This window comes from Pseudarthrobacter sp. O4 (genome assembly GCF_050157025.1).
GTDB lineage: Bacteria > Actinomycetota > Actinomycetes > Actinomycetales > Micrococcaceae > Arthrobacter.
The window spans coordinates 1,141,748-1,157,330 of record NZ_CP189591.1 but is presented as its reverse complement, the minus strand read 5'-3'; the positions used below and the strand labels follow the sequence as shown (position 1 = coordinate 1,157,330).

Here is a 15,583-nt window from a genome sequence, read left to right as displayed (position 1 = left end):
AGACTCGTGGCTGTTGCTAATGCTCCTGATTCTCAATAACAGATCCGAGGTTCCCCGTGCGTCGTCCTGCTGCCCGTGCCATAGTTACCGCCGTTGCCGGCCTCAGCGTGATGCTGACGGCCTGCAGTCCGACGGCGGGGAGCACCCGGGGGACCGCCGGGGAGGGGGTCGTTGAGGTCGTCGCGTCCACGAGCGTGTACGGCGACATCGTCAGCACCATCGGCGGCGACAAGGTGCGCGTCAACTCCGTCATCACCCGCACCAGCCAGGACCCGCACTCCTACGAGGCGACCACCCAGGACAAGCTGGCGGTTTCCAAGGCCGAACTGGTCGTGGAGAACGGCGGCGGCTACGACGATTTCATCCATAAGCTGGCGGACGATACCGGGCTGGACCAGGCCAACGTGCTGAACGCCGTCGAGCTTTCCGGGCTGGAGAGCGCCGACGCCGGCAGCGGAGGCACCGCCAGCGCGGACGGCCACGACCACGCCGGCTTCAACGAGCACGTCTGGTACAGCCTGCCGGCCATGGCACGGCTCGCCGACGCCGTCGCCGCCAAGCTCGGCGAGCTGGAACCGTCCTCTGCCGGGACCTTCCGTACCAACGCGGCCGCCTTCAAGGACTCGCTCGCCGGCCTTGAAGCCAAGCTGGCCACGATCAAGGCGGCGTCGGGCCCGGGGGCGGTTGCCGTCACTGAGCCCGTGCCGTTGTATCTGCTGGAGGCGGCCGGACTGGAAAACAAGACCCCCGCCGAGTACATGTCGGCCATTGAATCCGGTTCGGACGTTCCGCCCGCCGTGCTGAAGTCCGCCGTCGACCTTGTCCGCTCCGGCGGCATCAGGCTGCTGGCCTACAACCTGCAGACCGAGGGCCCGCAGACGGTGGCGCTGAAGGATGCCGCTGCGGCGTCGGGCGTTCCGGTGCTGAACTTCAGTGAGACGCTGCCGGACGGCAAGACGTACCTGCAGTGGATGGCGGACAACGTGGACGCCATCGGCAAGCCGCTGTCCTGAGGACAGCCCGGGCCACCATCGCCGTCGGAATGACCGGGCCCCGGAAAGCCGGGGCCTAAGATTATCGGGACAGCGTGAGCAGAACGAGTCACGCAGAAATCGAGGAAATCCAAGTTGACACCCGTAGTGAGCCTCCGCGGTGCGTCCCTCACGTTCGGCAAACGGACCCTCTGGGAGAACCTGGACCTGGACATCAACCAGGGTGAATTCTTCGCCGTCCTCGGCCCCAATGGGAGCGGCAAAACGACCTTCCTCAAGGTGCTCCTCGGAATGCAGGAGCTCAGCTCCGGAACGGCCATACTCGACGGCCGCCCCGTCGAACGCGGCAGCCGGCGGATCGGCTACATCCCGCAGCAGAAATCGTTTGATGCGGACACCCCGTTGCGTGCCCGCGACCTCGTCGGCCTCGGCGTCGACGGCCACCGCTGGGGAGTGCGCCTCGGTGCTGCCCGGGCGGACCGGAAGATCGACCGGCTGCTCGAGCTCGTGGGTGCCGAAGACTATGCCAAGGTGCCGGTGGGGCAGCTCTCCGGCGGCGAGCAGCAGCGGCTGCGGGTGGCCCAGGCCCTCGCCACGGACCCGAAAGTACTGCTCTGCGATGAGCCCTTGCTGTCCCTCGACCTGCAGCACCAGCAGGCGGTCAGCGGCCTGATCAACAACCAGTGCCGCGAGCAGAAAAGCGCCGTGGTGTTCGTAACGCATGAGATCAACCCCATCGTGGACTACGTCGACACGGTGCTTTACCTGGCCGGCGGACGCTTCCGCGTGGGCAGGCCGGAGGAAGTGATGACCACCGAGGTCCTGTCCGATCTTTACGGCAGCCATGTCGAAGTCATCCTCGCCAACGGCCGGATGGTCGTGATGGGCGTTCCGGATGCCACCACGCACCACCACGAGGATGCGCACGCGGTTGCAGGGGAGGTCGGCTAATGGACCTCGAGAACATACTCAATTCCATCTTCAATTTCGAGAACTACGGCGAACTGCTCGCGCTGGTCCAGAATTCGATCTGGGCCGGGGCTGTCCTGGGACTGTTGGGAGGCCTGGTCGGGACCTTCGTGATGAAGCGGGACCTGGCGTTCGCGGTACACGGCATCTCCGAGCTCTCCTTTGCCGGTGCGGCCTTCGCCCTGCTGATCGGCATGGACGTCGTGCTCGGTTCCTTGCTGGGGTCGGTGGTGGCGGCCCTGCTGCTGGGCCTGATGGGGGTCCGCGCCCGGGACAAGAATTCGACCATCGGCGTGCTCATGCCCTTCGGCCTGGGCCTGGGCATCCTGTTCCTTTCGCTGTATGAAGGCCGCGCCGCCAACAAGTTCGGCCTGCTCACCGGGCAGATCGTGTCTGTCGGGACCGTCCAGCTGCAGGTGCTGGCCGTCGCCGCCGTCGTCGTGATGCTGGCCCTGATCACCATCTGGCGGCCGCTGACCTTTGCAAGTGTCGATCCCGACGTCGCCGCGGCCCGGGGCGTGCCGGTCCGGGCCCTCGCCCTCGGATTCATGCTGCTGTTGGGCTTCAGCGTGGCGCTTTCCATCCAGATTGTCGGCGCGCTGCTGGTCCTGGCGCTGCTGATCACGCCTGCGGCTGCGGCCTTGCGGGTGACGTCATCGCCCCGGCTGGTGGTGCTCCTCAGCGTGGTGTTCGCCGTGACGGCGACGGTGGGCGGCATCATGCTGGCCCTCGGCGGCCGGCTCCCCATCAGCCCCTATGTCACCACGCTGTCGTTCCTGATCTACGTGGTCTGCCGTGCCATCGGCGGCATCCGGGCCAAGCGTGGAATGAACGGGCGGGTGCTGCGGGGCGCCCCGGTCCCGACGGCCTGAGACAGTGAACGGGGTCAGGCGCCGAACGGGGTCAGGCGCCGGGAATCGGGTGCATCAGGCAGAAAGGGTGCCCAGCCGGATCAAGCAGGACCCTCCAGCGGTCCGGCGAGGGCTGGACGCCAGCGCGACGGGCGCCGAGCGAAATAACCTGCTGTTCAGCAGCGTCAAGATCGTCAACAGCAAACTCAAGATGGAGCTGCTTGGGTGAAACGTCCCCGGGCCATTCAGGCGGACGGTAGTTCTGCACGCGCTGCAATGTCAGCATCACCCCCGCACCTTTGAGTGCAACGAAATCGTCAGACTCGAAGAACACTTCCGCATCGAGCAGCCGTCGGTAGAAGTCCGACAGCACGGCGGGGTCTGCACAATCGACGGAAACTGCGGCCAGGCGGGCTATTGCTGTCATGAAATCTCCAATCCCGGTACGGGAAACCACTGCGTGATGGCACCACTCTAGGGCGCCATGTCAAGGCATGGTGAGCGGTGCGCACGTTTCGCTGCTGTGTTCTGTCCCGACGGACCTGTCCCGCCGGACCTGTCCCGCCGTTGACCGCGTCGGTGCTGGCCACATCCGGTTCAGCAGGGACTGAGTTGCCGCGCCGCCGGTAAGACCTTGGCTATATCCCGGACTGCCGGGCCGTGCACTCCGGGCATAGCCCGAAGATCTCCACGGTGTGTTCCACAGCGGTGAAGCCGTGCTCTTTGGCGATCCGCGCGGCCCAGGCTTCCACCGCGGGTGCCTCGACCTCGACGGCCTTCCCGCAATTGCGGCAGAGCAGGTGGTGGTGGTGGCCGGTGACAGCGCAGCGCCGGTAGACCGCCTCGCCATCGGCGCTCCGAAGGACGTCTACCAGACCGTCATCGGCAAGGGACTGCAGGATCCGGTACGACGTGGCAAGGGAAACCGAGGTGCCCCGCTCCTGCAGGATGCGGTACAGCTCCTGGGTGCTGACAAAGTCTGCCAGTTCGTCCAGGGCGGCGCTGACCGCGAGGCGCTGCTTGGTGACACGCTGTTCCTTACCCGCGGCGGGAGCGGGGGCCGGTGTCCGGTTGCCGTCGGCTGTGGCGCCCTGGGACATTGTGGAACTCGTTTCACTGTCGGTTTCGTTTGGGGTGCTGGCAATGTCCAAGATTACCAGCCGGGGGCGTGGACACCGCGACGACCGATCCCTAGGCTGGCCCGATGAAGCTGACGAAATTCACGCACGCATGTGTCCGCCTCGAGAAGGACGGCAAGGTGCTGGTGCTCGACCCGGGGACGTTCTCGGAGACGGAGCAGGCGCTGGCCGGTGCGGACGCCGTGCTGATCACGCACGAGCACGCGGACCACGTCGACGTCGACGCCGTCGTTGCCGCCCTGGTGGGCAGCGACTCGCTGCAGCTCTTCGCGCCGGCGGGGGTCGCGGGGCAGTTGCGCGGCAAAGCGGACAGCGCTGCGGATCGGATCCATGCCGTGGCCCCCGGCGAGGAGTTTGACGCCGCAGGCTTCGCCATCCGGAGTTTCGGCGGCCAGCACGCCCTGATCCATCCCCAGATTCCGGTGGTGGCGAATGTGGGCTATCTGGTGGATTCCAACGTCTATCACCCGGGGGACTCCTTCGCGATACCCGACGGCGTGGACGTCCGGACCCTGCTCGTGCCGATCCACGCGCCGTGGAACAAGGTGGGCGAGGTGGTGGACTTCGTGATCGGCGTCCGGGCACCCAAGGCGTTCCCGATCCACGACGCCCTGCTCAACCAGAGCGGGCTGGGCCTCGTTGAGGGACACGTGACGCGGATCGGCGCCAAGTACGGCACCGAATATCGCCACCTCTCCAGCGGGGACACGGTGGAGGTCTAACCCGCACGGAGGCCCCCCTGGGGAAGTCTAGGCCGGCCAGACCCCGCTCGCGAAGAACTCGCGGACGGCGGCCTCGTACGGTTCGGGGTCCAGCCCCTGGGCCTGCAGCCAGTCCGGGTTGTAATAGTTGCCGGCATAGCGGTCACCGCCGTCGCACATCAAGGACACAACGCTGCCGCGCCGTCCTTCGGCGATCATCCCGGCGATGAGCTGCCACACGCCCCAGAGGTTCGTGCCGGTGGACGGGCCCGCGTGCAACCCGGCGAAATGCCGAAGGTGACGCATCGCCGCCACCGACGCTGCGTCCGGGACCTGGATCATGTGGTCGATCACTGTGGGGACAAAGCTTGGTTCCATCCGGGGCCGGCCGATGCCCTCGATCCGCGACGGGAGCCCGGCGACGCCGGCTGCACCGGTGCCGACATCGCCGCCGGCCAGCCACGCGGGATGGAACGCCGAGTTCTCCGGGTCCACGACCGCCAGCTCCGTATCGTGGCGGTGATAGCGGAGGTACCGGCCGATCGTGGCGCTCGTTCCTCCGGTCCCGGCGCCCACGACAATCCAGCGCGGGATCGGGTGCTCTTCCAGGGCGAGCTGGCCGAAGATCGACTCGGCGATGTTGTTGTTCCCCCGCCAGTCCGTGGCCCGCTCGGCGTAGGTGAACTGGTCCATGTAGTGGCCGTTGCTGCTCCTGGCCAGTTCGGCGGCCGCCTCGTAGACCTCCGACGCGTGATCCACCAGCAGGCAGGACCCGCCGAACTGCTCGATCAGGGCAATCTTTTCCCGGCTGGTGGTCCGGGTCATCACGGCGATGAACGGCAGCCCCAGCAGCTGGGCAAAATACGCTTCCGAGACGGCCGTACTGCCGCTGGACGCTTCCACGATCGTGGTTCCTTCCGCGATCCAGCCGTTGACCAGGCCGAAAAGGAACAGGGAGCGCGCCAGCCGGTGCTTGAGGCTGCCGGTACGGTGCGTGGACTCGTCCTTGAGATACAGCTGCACTCCCCAATGTTCCGGGAGCGGGACGGAATAGAGGTGGGTGTCGGCGGAGCGGTTGTTCTCGGCATTGATTCTGCGGATGGCTTCATCGGCCCAGGCCCGGTCGTTTGCGCGCTCTCTCATCACCGCACCAGCCTACCCGCGGCGGCCGCGCGCCAACGATGACGCGCACGGATAGAGTTGGCGGATGCAGACCCTCATGGATGTAGATTCGCTGAAGGGCCGGCTGGATGCCGGCCGACGCACTGTATTGCTGGATGTGCGCTGGGCGCTCGGTGACCCGCACGGCCGGGAACATTACCTGGCGGAGCACCTCCCCGGCGCCGTCTTCGTGGACCTCGCCACCGAACTGGCCGGCCCCGCGGATCCAAGCCGCGGCCGCCACCCGCTCCCTTCCCTGGAGCAATTCCAGGCATCCGTCCGCTCCTGGGGCGTCCGCAGTGGAGATGTCGTCGTTGCCTACGACGACAGCGGAAACATGGCTGCCGCCAGGCTCTGGTGGATGCTCCGGAACGCGGGTTTCGCGGACGTTTACCTGCTCGACGGCGGACTGGCCGCCTGGCGTGCCGCCGGATTCGACGTCGAACGCGGCGAATGGCAAGCGGAGCCCGGCGACGTCGTCCTGGCCGCCGGTGCCATGCCCGCGATCGACGCGGGGCGGGCGGCCAGTTGGGGCCAGCAGGGCTTGCTGCTCGACGCCCGGGCGGGGGAACGGTACCGCGGGGAAATCGAACCCGTGGACCCGCGCGCAGGCCACATCCCGGGAGCCGTGAGCGCGCCCACCACCGGCAACCTCGGCGCGGACGGCCGGTTCCTGCCGGCCGAATGGTTGCGCGAACGCTTTACCAGCCTCGGTGTGACACGGGACGTCTCCACCGCGGTCTACTGCGGTTCGGGGGTGACGGCGGCCCACGAAATCGCGGCGCTGGAAATTGCCGGTTTCCCGGCCGCCCTGTACCCGGGCTCCTTCTCCGAATGGTCCAACAATCCCTCGAACGACGTCGTGACCGGCGCTGCGCCCTACGCCGACGGCACCGCCGCGGACTCGGTATAACGGCTAAGCGATAACGTCTATGCGGCTGGCTGCCTCACGGGGCGCGGCCGTTTTTGTGCTTTCGCGCGGTGTCTGAGTTCCCTCCTGTGGCGTCCATCGGCGGGGTCCGCCGTGTCCGGAGGTCCGCCCGGGTCCCGGGTCATGGCCGTGCCCGGCAGAGGTGGTGCGGTGGAGTGGTAGCTGTGGCCGGTGGGGGTGGTGAGTTCGAGGGTGTGCCTGTGTCTGAGTTCGTTCGTGCCGGCGGGCCCGGGTCGTGGCTGGGCTTTCCAGCCGGGCTTTTCCTTGGTGTGGTTGCACGCTTCGCAGGTTCCGGCGCCGTTGATGTTGGTGGTGGGGCCGCCTTGATGCCAGGGGATGATGTGGTCCAGGTGGCGTATCGGGGCGTCGCAGTAGGGGGTGCGGCAGGTGTCGTCGCGGGCCTGGATGTAGCGGCGGAGTCCGGCGGGGAAGAGCCGGGCGCGGGAGTCCATCGCGATGAGGCCGCCGGTTGCCGGTGCGGTGTAGAGCCGGCGGAGCCAGATGTCCATTTCTTTGTCGCCGCCTGTGCCGTCCCCGCGGCGACGGCCGGACCTCGTGCCGTCACCGGCCGGACCTCCGCCTGCGCCGTCACCGGCCGGGCCTCCGCCTGCGCCGTCACCGGCCGGGCCTCCGCCTGCGCCGTCCCGCGTGCCGGCGTCCCCGGCGTGGGCGTTTTGGGCACGTGTGTCGTTGATCAGGTTCCGGGCCCAGCCGGCGGGGACGATGCCGTAGCCGGGGAGCCGGGCGGGTTCGCTGTCGGACTGGAGGAGGGTGCGGTCGGTCATGATGAGCTGGATCTCGATCCCGGTGATCCCGCCGGGGGTGCCGGTGAGGCGTTCGACGAGGCCGTCGGCCATGAGCTGGCCCCGGCCCCTCGGATCCCCGGCGGCGCGCAACGAATCGGCATGCCGGCTCAGCGCCGCGTACGCGGCCACGCCTTCAGCGACGGGGAGCAGGGCGGTGAGGTAACACATGGTGTCCGGTGCGGGGCGGAGGCTGACGTACCGTTCAGTGGCGGCGTGGCTGGCGCGTTGGGTGACGGAGCGGGGGTCCAGCCGGTAGGCGGCGGTCCGGGCGGCGGCGATGATCTCCCGGTCGCCGGCGCCGGCGAAGGCGCCGGTGTCGGCGGCGAGCCGGGCGTCGACGGCGCAGCGGTCCGCGGCGGACAGGCAGGCGGTTTCCTTCACGAGGAGGGTGGCGCGCCATTCGTTGAGCTGGCCGGTGTGCAGGGCGGTGAGGGTGTGCGGCATTTCGGTGACGAGGGCTTTCGCCAGGCCCAGGAGCCGTCCGCCGCGGGCGGGGGATTCGCGCCGGGCCAGGGCGATCTGCGCCGCGACCCCGGCGCCGAGCTCCGCCGCCGGAACGCCCTGCGCGCGCCGGGTGCGGCGCTGGGCGGCAGCGAAGGCGACCGTGATCCGGGCCTGCAGCGCGGCCGCGGCGGACTTCAGATCCTCCAGCTGCCGGAGCTGGTCGATCAGCCCGGCCCCGCCGTCGTCGTCGGCGTGGCAGAGGCGGACGGCTCCCAGGGAACGGAGCACGTCGGTGACAGTTCCACCTCCTGCTGCCGCGCTGCGAGCCACTTCGGGCTCCCGATTGCCGTCCATGGGATTAGTCTTCCAGTGACCTGTGACATTAACAGGCCTCACGCCCTTCGATGTGGACCGCCGAAGCACCTGACACGAGTGGTCGCGGCGGAGTATGGATTCCGGAAGGATCGGATCGGCCACGGAGCGGCCCAAGAGTGGGTAACGCGGTCCGCCAAGGGCGCTCGGGATTGGCCATGTTCCGGCGCGCGGGGGTAGCGTCGAGACATGACTCCCGGACGCCCCGTACCGCCGCCCTTTGCCCAGCCGCTCCCGACTCTCGACACGCCGTCCGAGGCCATTGACGCGCCCCGCCGGGCAGCCGCTTACGGCGCCACCGCCAGCGACAGCGGACTCGTCCCCTTGACCGTTGCCCGGCGCGCGCCGAAGGAAGACGACGTCGAGATTGCCATCGATTTCTGCGGATTGTGCCACTCTGACGTCCACGCCACCCGCGGCGAATGGGGCGCCCAGAACTACCCGCTCGTGCCTGGCCACGAAATCGTGGGCCGGGTCGCCCGGGTGGGCTCCGCCGTCGACGACTTCACCCCCGGTGAGCGCGTGGGCGTCGGCTGCATGGTCGATTCCTGCCGCGAATGCGGCAGCTGCCTGGACGGCCTGGAGCAATATTGCCAGAACGGCATGGTGGGGACCTACGGCGCGAAGGACCACCGCAACGGGGACACCGTCACGCAGGGCGGATACGCCAGCTCCATCGTGGTGGACCGCCGCTACGTGTTGCGGGTCCCGGAAAGCCTCGACCCCGCCGCCGCGGCGCCGCTGCTCTGCGCGGGCATCACCACCTTCTCGCCGCTGCGCCACTTCGAGGTCGAGGAGGGCGACGTCGTCGGCGTCGTCGGCCTGGGCGGCCTGGGACACATGGCCGTGAAGCTCGCCAAGGCGATGGGCGCAGAAGTGAAGGTGTTCACCACCTCGGAGTCCAAATTCGCCGCCGCCCGTGAACTCGGTGCGGATGACGTCATCCTCTCCCGCGACGAGGCCGCGATGGAAGCCGCGAACCGGAGCATCGACGTCATCATCGACACCGTCGCCGCGCCCCACGACCTCAACCCGTACTTCCGCACCCTGCGCCTGGACGGGGCCCTGTTCCAGCTCGGACTCCCCTCGGAGGACATGCCGCCGGTCAACCCCGGGGCCCTGATCGCGCGCCGGATCGCCTACGCCGGCTCGCTGATCGGCGGCATCGCCGAGACCCAGGAGATGCTGGACTTCTGCGCCGAACACGGCGTGGTGTCCGAGGTTGAAGTGGTCCGGGCGGACCAGCTCAACGAGGCCTATGACCGCATGGTGGCCGGCGACGTGAAGTACCGTTTTGTTTTGGACGCCAGCACCCTGGGGTCACCTTCGGAAAGGGCGGATGTATGAGCACTCTCTTCACCAGGATCATCAACGGCGAGATCCCCGGCCGCTTCGTCTGGCGCGAGGACGATGTGGTGGCCTTCCTGACGGCGGGCCCGCTCGCCGATGGCCACACGCTCGTAGTACCCACCGAGGAAGTGGACCGCTGGACGGACGCTTCCCCGGAACTGCTCGGGCGGGTAATGGAGGTGGCCCGCAAGATCGGCGCCGTCCAGGTCGACATCTTTGATGCGGCCCGGGCCGGGCTGATTGTGGCAGGCTACGAAATCAACCACCTGCACGTGCACGTCTGGCCGTCCAACTCGATGGCTGACTTCGACTTCGGCTCGGCGGACCAGCACCCCGAACCCGTGAAACTGGACGCCAACGCGGAGAAACTCCGCGAAGGCCTGCGGAAGGCGGGCTACGCGGAGCACGTCCCGGCCGCCTGAGAGGCTAGGCCGGCGCCAGCACCTTGTTAAGCACCGTCCGGATCCGCTTTTCCGAGACCGAATACGCCGTGCCGAGTTCGACGGCGAACAGGCTCACCCTGAGCTCCTCGATCATCCAGCGGACCTGGGTTAACTCGGCCCCGGCCCGGCGGCCGGGGAGCAGCGCCGACACGGCGTCGTCGTAGTCGTCCTCCAAAGCCTGGATCGCCGCCATGTGCTGCGCATCCCGCTGGACATTAGTGGGGAGCTTCTCGAGGCGCTTCTCGATCGCAGCGAGGTACCGCGGCAACTGGCTCAGCCGGGCGTAGCCCGTGCGTGCCACAAAGCCGGGGTACACCAGCTGCTCCAGTTGGCTCTTGATGTCATTGAGGGCGCTGATCAGGGCGAGGCTGGTGGTGCCCTTGAGCTGCTTTTCAATCCGCCGGGTGCTCGCCAGGATGCGTTCGACGACGGCGGTGACAGTGAAGACGGTGTCGATCAGCTCGGCGCGGACCTTTTCGTACAGGGCTTTGAACGAGGCCTCGTCCCAGGGCAGCTCGGCGGGGGTGAGCTTGTCGACGGCGGCAAGCGCGCAGTCCGCGATCAGGGCCGATACGGAACCGTGCGGGTTCTGGCTGAAGGTCAGCTTCTCGGTGTTGTTCAGATGCTCCAGGACGTAGCGGTCCGGCGGCGGCACCTTGAGTGCGAGCAGGCGGATGACGCCGCCGCGCATGGCCTGTTCCTGTTCGGAACTGGTCTGGAAGAGCCGCACGGCCACGGAACGGCCTTCGTCCACGAGCGCCGGATAGCCGGTGACGGTATGCCCCTTCACGGTGCCCTGGACCTGGCGCTGCACCGTCCCGACGGACCACTCGGTAAGGCCGGACTCCTCAGTGAAGCCGGACTGCTGAGTGAAACCGGTCGAGGCCGCGGAAGTCGAGGCCGCGCCCGCGGCAGGTGCGGTGCCCATCCCGGCACCCTGGCCGGCACCCTGCCCGCCGGCCCTGCCACCTGATTTCGGCGCCGTCGTGCGCGGCGTGGCGCCCAGGGACTCGGCGATCGCCCGGCGGGTTGCCGGGGCCAGGCGTTCCTGCAGCGCGGGGAGGTCCTTGGCCTCGTCCAGCACCTTGCCCTGCGAGTCGACGACGCGGAAGCTGACCCGCAGGTGCGGCGGCACGGCGTCCCAGTTCCAGGAATTAGGCGGGACGACCTGACCGCGGATCCGGCGCAGGACCAGTTCCAGCGAGGCCTCCAGCTCGTCCGTGGCCGGATCGAAGTCGGCTTCCAGAGCCGCCACGGCCTGGCGTGCGACGTCGGGTGCCGGAACGAAGTTCTTGCGTACCTGCTTGGGCAATGACTTGATCAGGGCCGTGACCATTTCCACCCGCTGGCCTGGAATGAGCCAGCGGAAGGCGGCGTCGTCTAGCTGATTGAGGAAGAGCACGGGGATCTCGGCGGTGACGCCGTCGGACGGATGAGGCGGCGAGCCGGGGGCCACAGGGTGGAACTCATAACTCAGTGGAAGGTCGAAGCCCTTGTGCAGCAAGGTTTTCGGGTAGGCGGAATCGTCGAGCGCATCGGCGTCCTCGCTGATCAGCAGCGCCTGGTCGAAATCGAGCAGTGCGGGATCCTGCTGCCGCGCTTCCTTCCACCACTTGTCGAAGTGCCGTTCGGAGACGACCTCCTTGCCGATCCGGGCGTCGTAGAACTCGAACAGGGTTTCGTCGTCTACCAGGATGTCCCGGCGCCGCATGCGTGACTCGAGCTCCTCCACCTCGTGGAGGAGGGCCCGGTTGCGGTGGAAGAACTTGTGGTGGGTCTGCCAGTCGCCTTCGACGAGGGCGTGCCGGATGAAGAGCTCACGGCTGAGCTCCGGATCCACCTTTCCATAGTTGATGCGCCGGCTCGGGATGATCGGCACGCCATACAGCGTGACCTTCTCGTGGGCCATCACCGAGCCCATCTTCTTGGACCAGTGCGGTTCGCTGTAGCTGCGCTTGACCAGGTCCGGCGCCACCTGCTCTACCCACAGAGGATCAAACTTCGCCACCACCCGGGCCCACAGCCTGCTCGTCTCCACGAGTTCGGCCGCCATGACGAAGGTCGGGTTCTTCTTGAACAGCGCCGAACCGGGGAAGATCGCGAAGCGGCTGCCCCGGGCGCCGGTGTACTCGCGCTTGCGTTCGTCGAGGATGCCGATGTGGCTCAGGAGGCCCGAGAGCATGCTGATGTGGATGCTCTCGTGGTTGCCCACCGGGTCCGCCAGCCGCTTGTTGTCCAGGCTGATGCCGAGCGGCCGGGCGAGCTGGCGCAGCTGGGCGAACAGGTCCTGCCATTCCCGGACGCGGAGGTAGTTGATGAACTCGTTGCGGCACAGCCGGCGGAACGCGGTGGAGGAGAGCTCCTGCTGCTTCTCCTGAATGTAGTTCCAGAGGTTCAGGAAGCCGGTGAAGTCCGAGTTCTCGTCCCGGAAGCGCGCGTGCTTTTCCGCGGCGAGCTGCTGCTTATCTGACGGTCGTTCCCTCGGGTCCTGGATCGTCAGCGCCGCCGCCAGGATCATGACCTCGCGGACGCAGCCGCGCTTGCCGGATTCCACGATCATCCGGCCCAGCCTCGGGTCCACCGGCAGCTGGGCAAGCTGCTGCCCGACGGCGGTCAGCCCGCCGTTGCTTCCGGCAGCAGCGCCGGACGGGCGGCGGCCCGGTCTGCCGCCGTCGGGGCGGCCGTCGCCGTCGCCGGTCTGCTCCTGTGGGCGCGCCGCGCTCAGGGCGCCGAGTTCACGCAGCAGGGTGACGCCGTCGTTGATGGCCCGCGAATCCGGCGGTTCCACAAACGGGAAGTTTTCCACATCCTTGGGTCCGCGGGCCACGCCCATGGCGGTCATTTGCAGGATGACGGCGGCGAGGTTGGTGCGCAGGATCTCGGGGTCTGTAAACGGCGGCCGGGACTCGAAGTCGTCCTGCGAGTAGAGCCGGATGGCGATGCCGTCGGACACGCGGCCGCAGCGGCCGGACCGCTGGTTGGCCGAGGCCTGGGAGACCCGCTCGATCGGCAGGCGCTGGACCTTGGTGCGGTGCGAGTAGCGCGAGATGCGGGCGGTGCCGGTGTCGATGACGTATTTGATGCCCGGGACGGTCAGCGAGGTTTCGGCGACGTTGGTGGCCAGCACGATCCGACGCTTGCTCCCGGGATGGAAGACCTTGTGCTGTTCCTGCAGGCTCAGCCGCGCAAAAAGGGGCAGTATCTCCGCACCGGCCAGCCGGCGGTTCGTCTGGATCCGTGCGTTGAGCGCCTCGGCGGCGTCGCGGATCTCCCGTTCGCCGGAGAAGAAGATGAGGATGTCGCCGGGGGCTTCCAGCGCGAGTTCGTCGACGGCGTCGCACACCGCGTCCAGCGGGTCGCGGTCCTCCTCGAGCTCGTCGTCGGAAGCGGGGATTCCCTCATCGCCGGCCGCGGAGCCGCCAGGCGGCTGGGAGAGCGGGCGGTAGCGGATCTCGACGGGGTAGGTGCGTCCGGTGACCTCGAGGATCGGCGACGGTTCTTCCTCGCTGCCGAAGTGCCTGGCGAACCGCTGCGGATCGATGGTGGCGGAGGTGATGATGATCTTCAGGTCCGGACGCTGCGGCAGGATCCGCTTGAGGTAGCCCATGATGAAGTCGATGTTGAGGCTGCGCTCGTGGGCTTCATCGATGATGATGGCGTTGTACTTGCGCAGCAGCTTGTCGCGCCGGATCTCGGCCAGCAGGATGCCGTCCGTCATCAGCTTGACCTTGGTGTTACGGCTGACCTCGCCGGTAAAGCGGACCTGGAAGCCGACTTCCTGGCCGATCTCGACGCCGAGTTCCTCTGCGATGCGCTCGGCCACGGTCCGGGCGGCAAGCCGCCGCGGCTGGGTGTGGCCGATCAGGCCGTCCTCGCCGAGGCCCAGCTCCAGGCACATCTTGGGAATCTGCGTGGTCTTACCGGAACCGGTCTCGCCGGCAATGATGGTCACCTGGTTGGCCGCGATGGCGGCCATCAGGTCATCGCGGCGCTCGGAAACCGGCAGCTCGGCGGGGTAGGAAATATGCAGTGTCATGGCTGGAGACAGTCTACTGGGCTTGCTGCCCGGGACGGCTCCTGCGGGGGGTCCTGCTGCCCACTGCCCCTTCGGCCACTGCCGGGAACGTGACGTTGCCCGGTCCCTGGGGGCCGGGCAACTGTTGGCGACTACGGGATTTGGCCGGATCCGACTCCGGGACGCGGGCCTCAGAAGATCCGCAGCGTGTAGCTGGTGCTGGGGAGGTCCAGGGCGGACCAGGCGTCCTCCGAGCGGACGTGTGGGGTGTGGCCCCGGCCGTCGTTGCGCAGGACCGAGGCGGTGGCGGCAAGGCCGACGATGATCAGGATGATGAGGGCAATTCCGATGAGTTCCATACGTCTATGGTTCTCCGGCCGGGGGAGCAAAAGAAGTGGCAGAAATGCCCAAAAAGATATAATTTCTGCCACAATGGAAGCATGATCAAATCAGTGGCAATGATAGTGGTCCCCAACTTCTCGGTCTTCGAGTTCGGGACCGCGTTCGAGGTCTTCGGCATAGACCGTTCAGCGCGCGGAAACGGTGTTCCTGCCTTCGACTTCCGGGTCTGCGCCCCGGATCCGGGCGATGTCCCGATGAAGTCCGGGCTGTCGATGCACGTCGGGCTCGGGCTGGAGGCGGCGGCGGATGCCGACCTCGTCATCATGAGTCCCTACGGCCGGGACGAGGACCTTCCCGAATCCGTCCTGGACACACTGCGGGCGGCGCACGCCCGCGGTGCGTGGGTCATGTCCATCTGCTCCGGTGCTTTTGCCCTGGCCCGGGCAGGCCTGCTGGACGGCCGGCGCTGCACGACGCACTGGCACTATTCCCAGGAACTCGCCAGCCGGTATCCCGCCGCGCTGGTGGACGAAAACGTCCTCTACGTCGAGGACGGGCGGATCATCACGAGCGCCGGCACGGCAGCGGGCATCGACGCCTGCCTGCATCTGATCCGGGTTGAATTCGGGGCTAACGTGGCGGCGGGTATCGCCCGCGACATGGTGGTTCCGCCGCACCGCGACGGCGGCCAGGCCCAGTTCATCGACCGGCCGATCCCGGCCTGCGGCTCCGAACCGATGGAGGAACTGCTGCAGTGGATGGTGCGCCACCTGGAGGAGGAGCATTCCGTCAATGAACTGGCAGCCCGGGTCCATATGTCGCCCCGCACGTTTGCCCGGCGCTTCCGTTCCGAGACCGGTGCGACCCCTGCTGCCTGGCTCAACTCGCAGCGGGTTCTGCGCGCCCAGGAACTGCTCGAGACCACGGAACTCAACATCGACGAGGTCGCACGGGAAGCCGGGTTCGGCCACTCGGTGCTGCTTCGCCACCATTTCACCAAGGTGCTTGACACGAGTCCGCAGTCGTACCGGCGAACTTTCCGGGGCCAACTGGCTGCAGCGGTCTAG

14 protein-coding genes are annotated in these 15,583 nt (G+C 67.7%); 8 read left to right on the top strand and 6 right to left on the bottom strand.

Annotated elements, in window-relative coordinates; genetic code table 11:
• The first annotated feature begins 56 nt into the window (after positions 1-56).
• The 3 genes from ACQCSU_RS05240 to ACQCSU_RS05230 all read left to right on the top strand — a co-directional run bounded on the left by ACQCSU_RS05240 (position 57) and on the right by ACQCSU_RS05230 (position 2,833).
• Positions 57-1,013, top strand: a complete 957-nt coding sequence (locus ACQCSU_RS05240; RefSeq protein ID WP_426978634.1) for a metal ABC transporter solute-binding protein, Zn/Mn family — start codon at positions 57-59, stop codon at positions 1,011-1,013.
• A 114-nt stretch (positions 1,014-1,127) separates the two neighbouring features.
• On the top strand, positions 1,128-1,943 hold the full coding sequence (locus tag ACQCSU_RS05235) for a metal ABC transporter ATP-binding protein (protein ID WP_426978633.1): 816 nt from the start codon (positions 1,128-1,130) through the stop codon (positions 1,941-1,943).
• On the top strand, positions 1,943-2,833 hold the full coding sequence (locus ACQCSU_RS05230) for a metal ABC transporter permease (protein WP_426978632.1): 891 nt from the start codon (positions 1,943-1,945) through the stop codon (positions 2,831-2,833). The genes ACQCSU_RS05235 and ACQCSU_RS05230 overlap by 1 nt, the downstream gene beginning before the upstream one ends.
• Positions 2,834-2,864: 31 nt before the next feature.
• Here the strand turns inward: ACQCSU_RS05230 and ACQCSU_RS05225 are convergent, their stop codons facing one another.
• Together ACQCSU_RS05225 and ACQCSU_RS05220 are read right to left on the bottom strand one after the other, a co-directional pair.
• Entirely contained in the window at positions 2,865-3,269 is a 405-nt protein-coding gene (locus ACQCSU_RS05225; protein ID WP_426978630.1) for a VOC family protein, read from the bottom strand.
• 181 nt (positions 3,270-3,450) lie between these two features.
• Positions 3,451-3,912: a Fur family transcriptional regulator gene (locus ACQCSU_RS05220; RefSeq protein WP_426978629.1), complete on the bottom strand. Its 462-nt coding sequence runs from the start codon at positions 3,910-3,912 to the stop codon at positions 3,451-3,453.
• A gap of 104 nt (positions 3,913-4,016) precedes the next feature.
• Between ACQCSU_RS05220 and ACQCSU_RS05215 the strand changes: the two genes are divergently transcribed.
• On the top strand, positions 4,017-4,673 hold the full coding sequence (locus tag ACQCSU_RS05215; RefSeq protein WP_426978628.1) for an MBL fold metallo-hydrolase: 657 nt from the start codon (positions 4,017-4,019) through the stop codon (positions 4,671-4,673).
• Between the two features lie 27 nt (positions 4,674-4,700).
• Here the strand turns inward: ACQCSU_RS05215 and ACQCSU_RS05210 are convergent, their stop codons facing one another.
• Positions 4,701-5,795 carry a PLP-dependent cysteine synthase family protein gene (locus ACQCSU_RS05210; RefSeq protein WP_426978627.1) on the bottom strand — a complete coding sequence of 365 codons (1,095 nt, stop codon included), beginning with the start codon at positions 5,793-5,795 and terminating at the stop codon, positions 4,701-4,703.
• Positions 5,796-5,859: 64 nt separating this feature from the next.
• Between ACQCSU_RS05210 and ACQCSU_RS05205 the strand changes: the two genes are divergently transcribed.
• A complete protein-coding gene (locus ACQCSU_RS05205) occupies positions 5,860-6,726 on the top strand; it encodes a sulfurtransferase (protein WP_426978626.1) in 867 nt (288 codons plus the stop codon).
• Positions 6,727-6,743: 17 nt separating this feature from the next.
• On the opposite strand, the gene ACQCSU_RS05200 is transcribed toward ACQCSU_RS05205, so the two are convergent.
• Positions 6,744-8,348 (bottom strand): DUF222 domain-containing protein, encoded by a 1,605-nt coding sequence (locus ACQCSU_RS05200; protein ID WP_426978625.1) that lies wholly within the window; start codon positions 8,346-8,348, stop codon positions 6,744-6,746.
• A 207-nt stretch (positions 8,349-8,555) separates the two neighbouring features.
• Between ACQCSU_RS05200 and ACQCSU_RS05195 the strand changes: the two genes are divergently transcribed.
• Together ACQCSU_RS05195 and ACQCSU_RS05190 are read left to right on the top strand one after the other, a co-directional pair.
• On the top strand, positions 8,556-9,713 hold the full coding sequence (locus ACQCSU_RS05195; protein ID WP_426978624.1) for an NAD(P)-dependent alcohol dehydrogenase: 1,158 nt from the start codon (positions 8,556-8,558) through the stop codon (positions 9,711-9,713).
• Positions 9,710-10,138, top strand: a complete 429-nt coding sequence (locus tag ACQCSU_RS05190) for an HIT family protein (RefSeq protein ID WP_426978623.1) — start codon at positions 9,710-9,712, stop codon at positions 10,136-10,138. Before ACQCSU_RS05195 ends, ACQCSU_RS05190 begins: the two co-directional genes overlap by 4 nt.
• A 4-nt stretch (positions 10,139-10,142) precedes the next feature.
• Here ACQCSU_RS05190 and hrpA read toward each other — a convergent pair whose 3' ends face one another.
• Together hrpA and ACQCSU_RS05180 are read right to left on the bottom strand one after the other, a co-directional pair.
• Positions 10,143-14,195 (bottom strand): ATP-dependent RNA helicase HrpA, encoded by a 4,053-nt coding sequence (gene hrpA, locus ACQCSU_RS05185; RefSeq protein ID WP_426978622.1) that lies wholly within the window; start codon positions 14,193-14,195, stop codon positions 10,143-10,145.
• A gap of 170 nt (positions 14,196-14,365) precedes the next feature.
• Positions 14,366-14,533: a hypothetical protein gene (locus ACQCSU_RS05180; protein WP_426978621.1), complete on the bottom strand. Its 168-nt coding sequence runs from the start codon at positions 14,531-14,533 to the stop codon at positions 14,366-14,368.
• 81 nt (positions 14,534-14,614) lie between these two features.
• Here ACQCSU_RS05180 and ACQCSU_RS05175 point away from each other — a divergent pair, with 81 nt between their 5' ends.
• The gene (locus tag ACQCSU_RS05175) at positions 14,615-15,583 is read left to right on the top strand and encodes a GlxA family transcriptional regulator (protein ID WP_426978620.1); all 969 of its coding nucleotides are present in this window, start codon (positions 14,615-14,617) and stop codon (positions 15,581-15,583) included.

Coding starts and splice junctions, on each gene's coding strand:
- ACQCSU_RS05215 (WP_426978628.1), top strand. CDS start 4,017: ATGAAGCTGACGAAATTCACGCACGCATGTGTCCGCCTCGAGAAGGAC.
- ACQCSU_RS05205 (WP_426978626.1), top strand. CDS start 5,860: ATGCAGACCCTCATGGATGTAGATTCGCTGAAGGGCCGGCTGGATGCC.
- ACQCSU_RS05230 (WP_426978632.1), top strand. CDS start 1,943: ATGGACCTCGAGAACATACTCAATTCCATCTTCAATTTCGAGAACTAC.
- ACQCSU_RS05210 (WP_426978627.1), bottom strand. CDS start 5,795: ATGAGAGAGCGCGCAAACGACCGGGCCTGGGCCGATGAAGCCATCCGC.
- ACQCSU_RS05220 (WP_426978629.1), bottom strand. CDS start 3,912: ATGTCCCAGGGCGCCACAGCCGACGGCAACCGGACACCGGCCCCCGCT.
- ACQCSU_RS05200 (WP_426978625.1), bottom strand. CDS start 8,348: ATGGACGGCAATCGGGAGCCCGAAGTGGCTCGCAGCGCGGCAGCAGGA.
- ACQCSU_RS05175 (WP_426978620.1), top strand. CDS start 14,615: ATGATCAAATCAGTGGCAATGATAGTGGTCCCCAACTTCTCGGTCTTC.
- ACQCSU_RS05190 (WP_426978623.1), top strand. CDS start 9,710: ATGAGCACTCTCTTCACCAGGATCATCAACGGCGAGATCCCCGGCCGC.
- hrpA (WP_426978622.1), bottom strand. CDS start 14,195: ATGACACTGCATATTTCCTACCCCGCCGAGCTGCCGGTTTCCGAGCGC.
- ACQCSU_RS05180 (WP_426978621.1), bottom strand. CDS start 14,533: ATGGAACTCATCGGAATTGCCCTCATCATCCTGATCATCGTCGGCCTT.
- ACQCSU_RS05195 (WP_426978624.1), top strand. CDS start 8,556: ATGACTCCCGGACGCCCCGTACCGCCGCCCTTTGCCCAGCCGCTCCCG.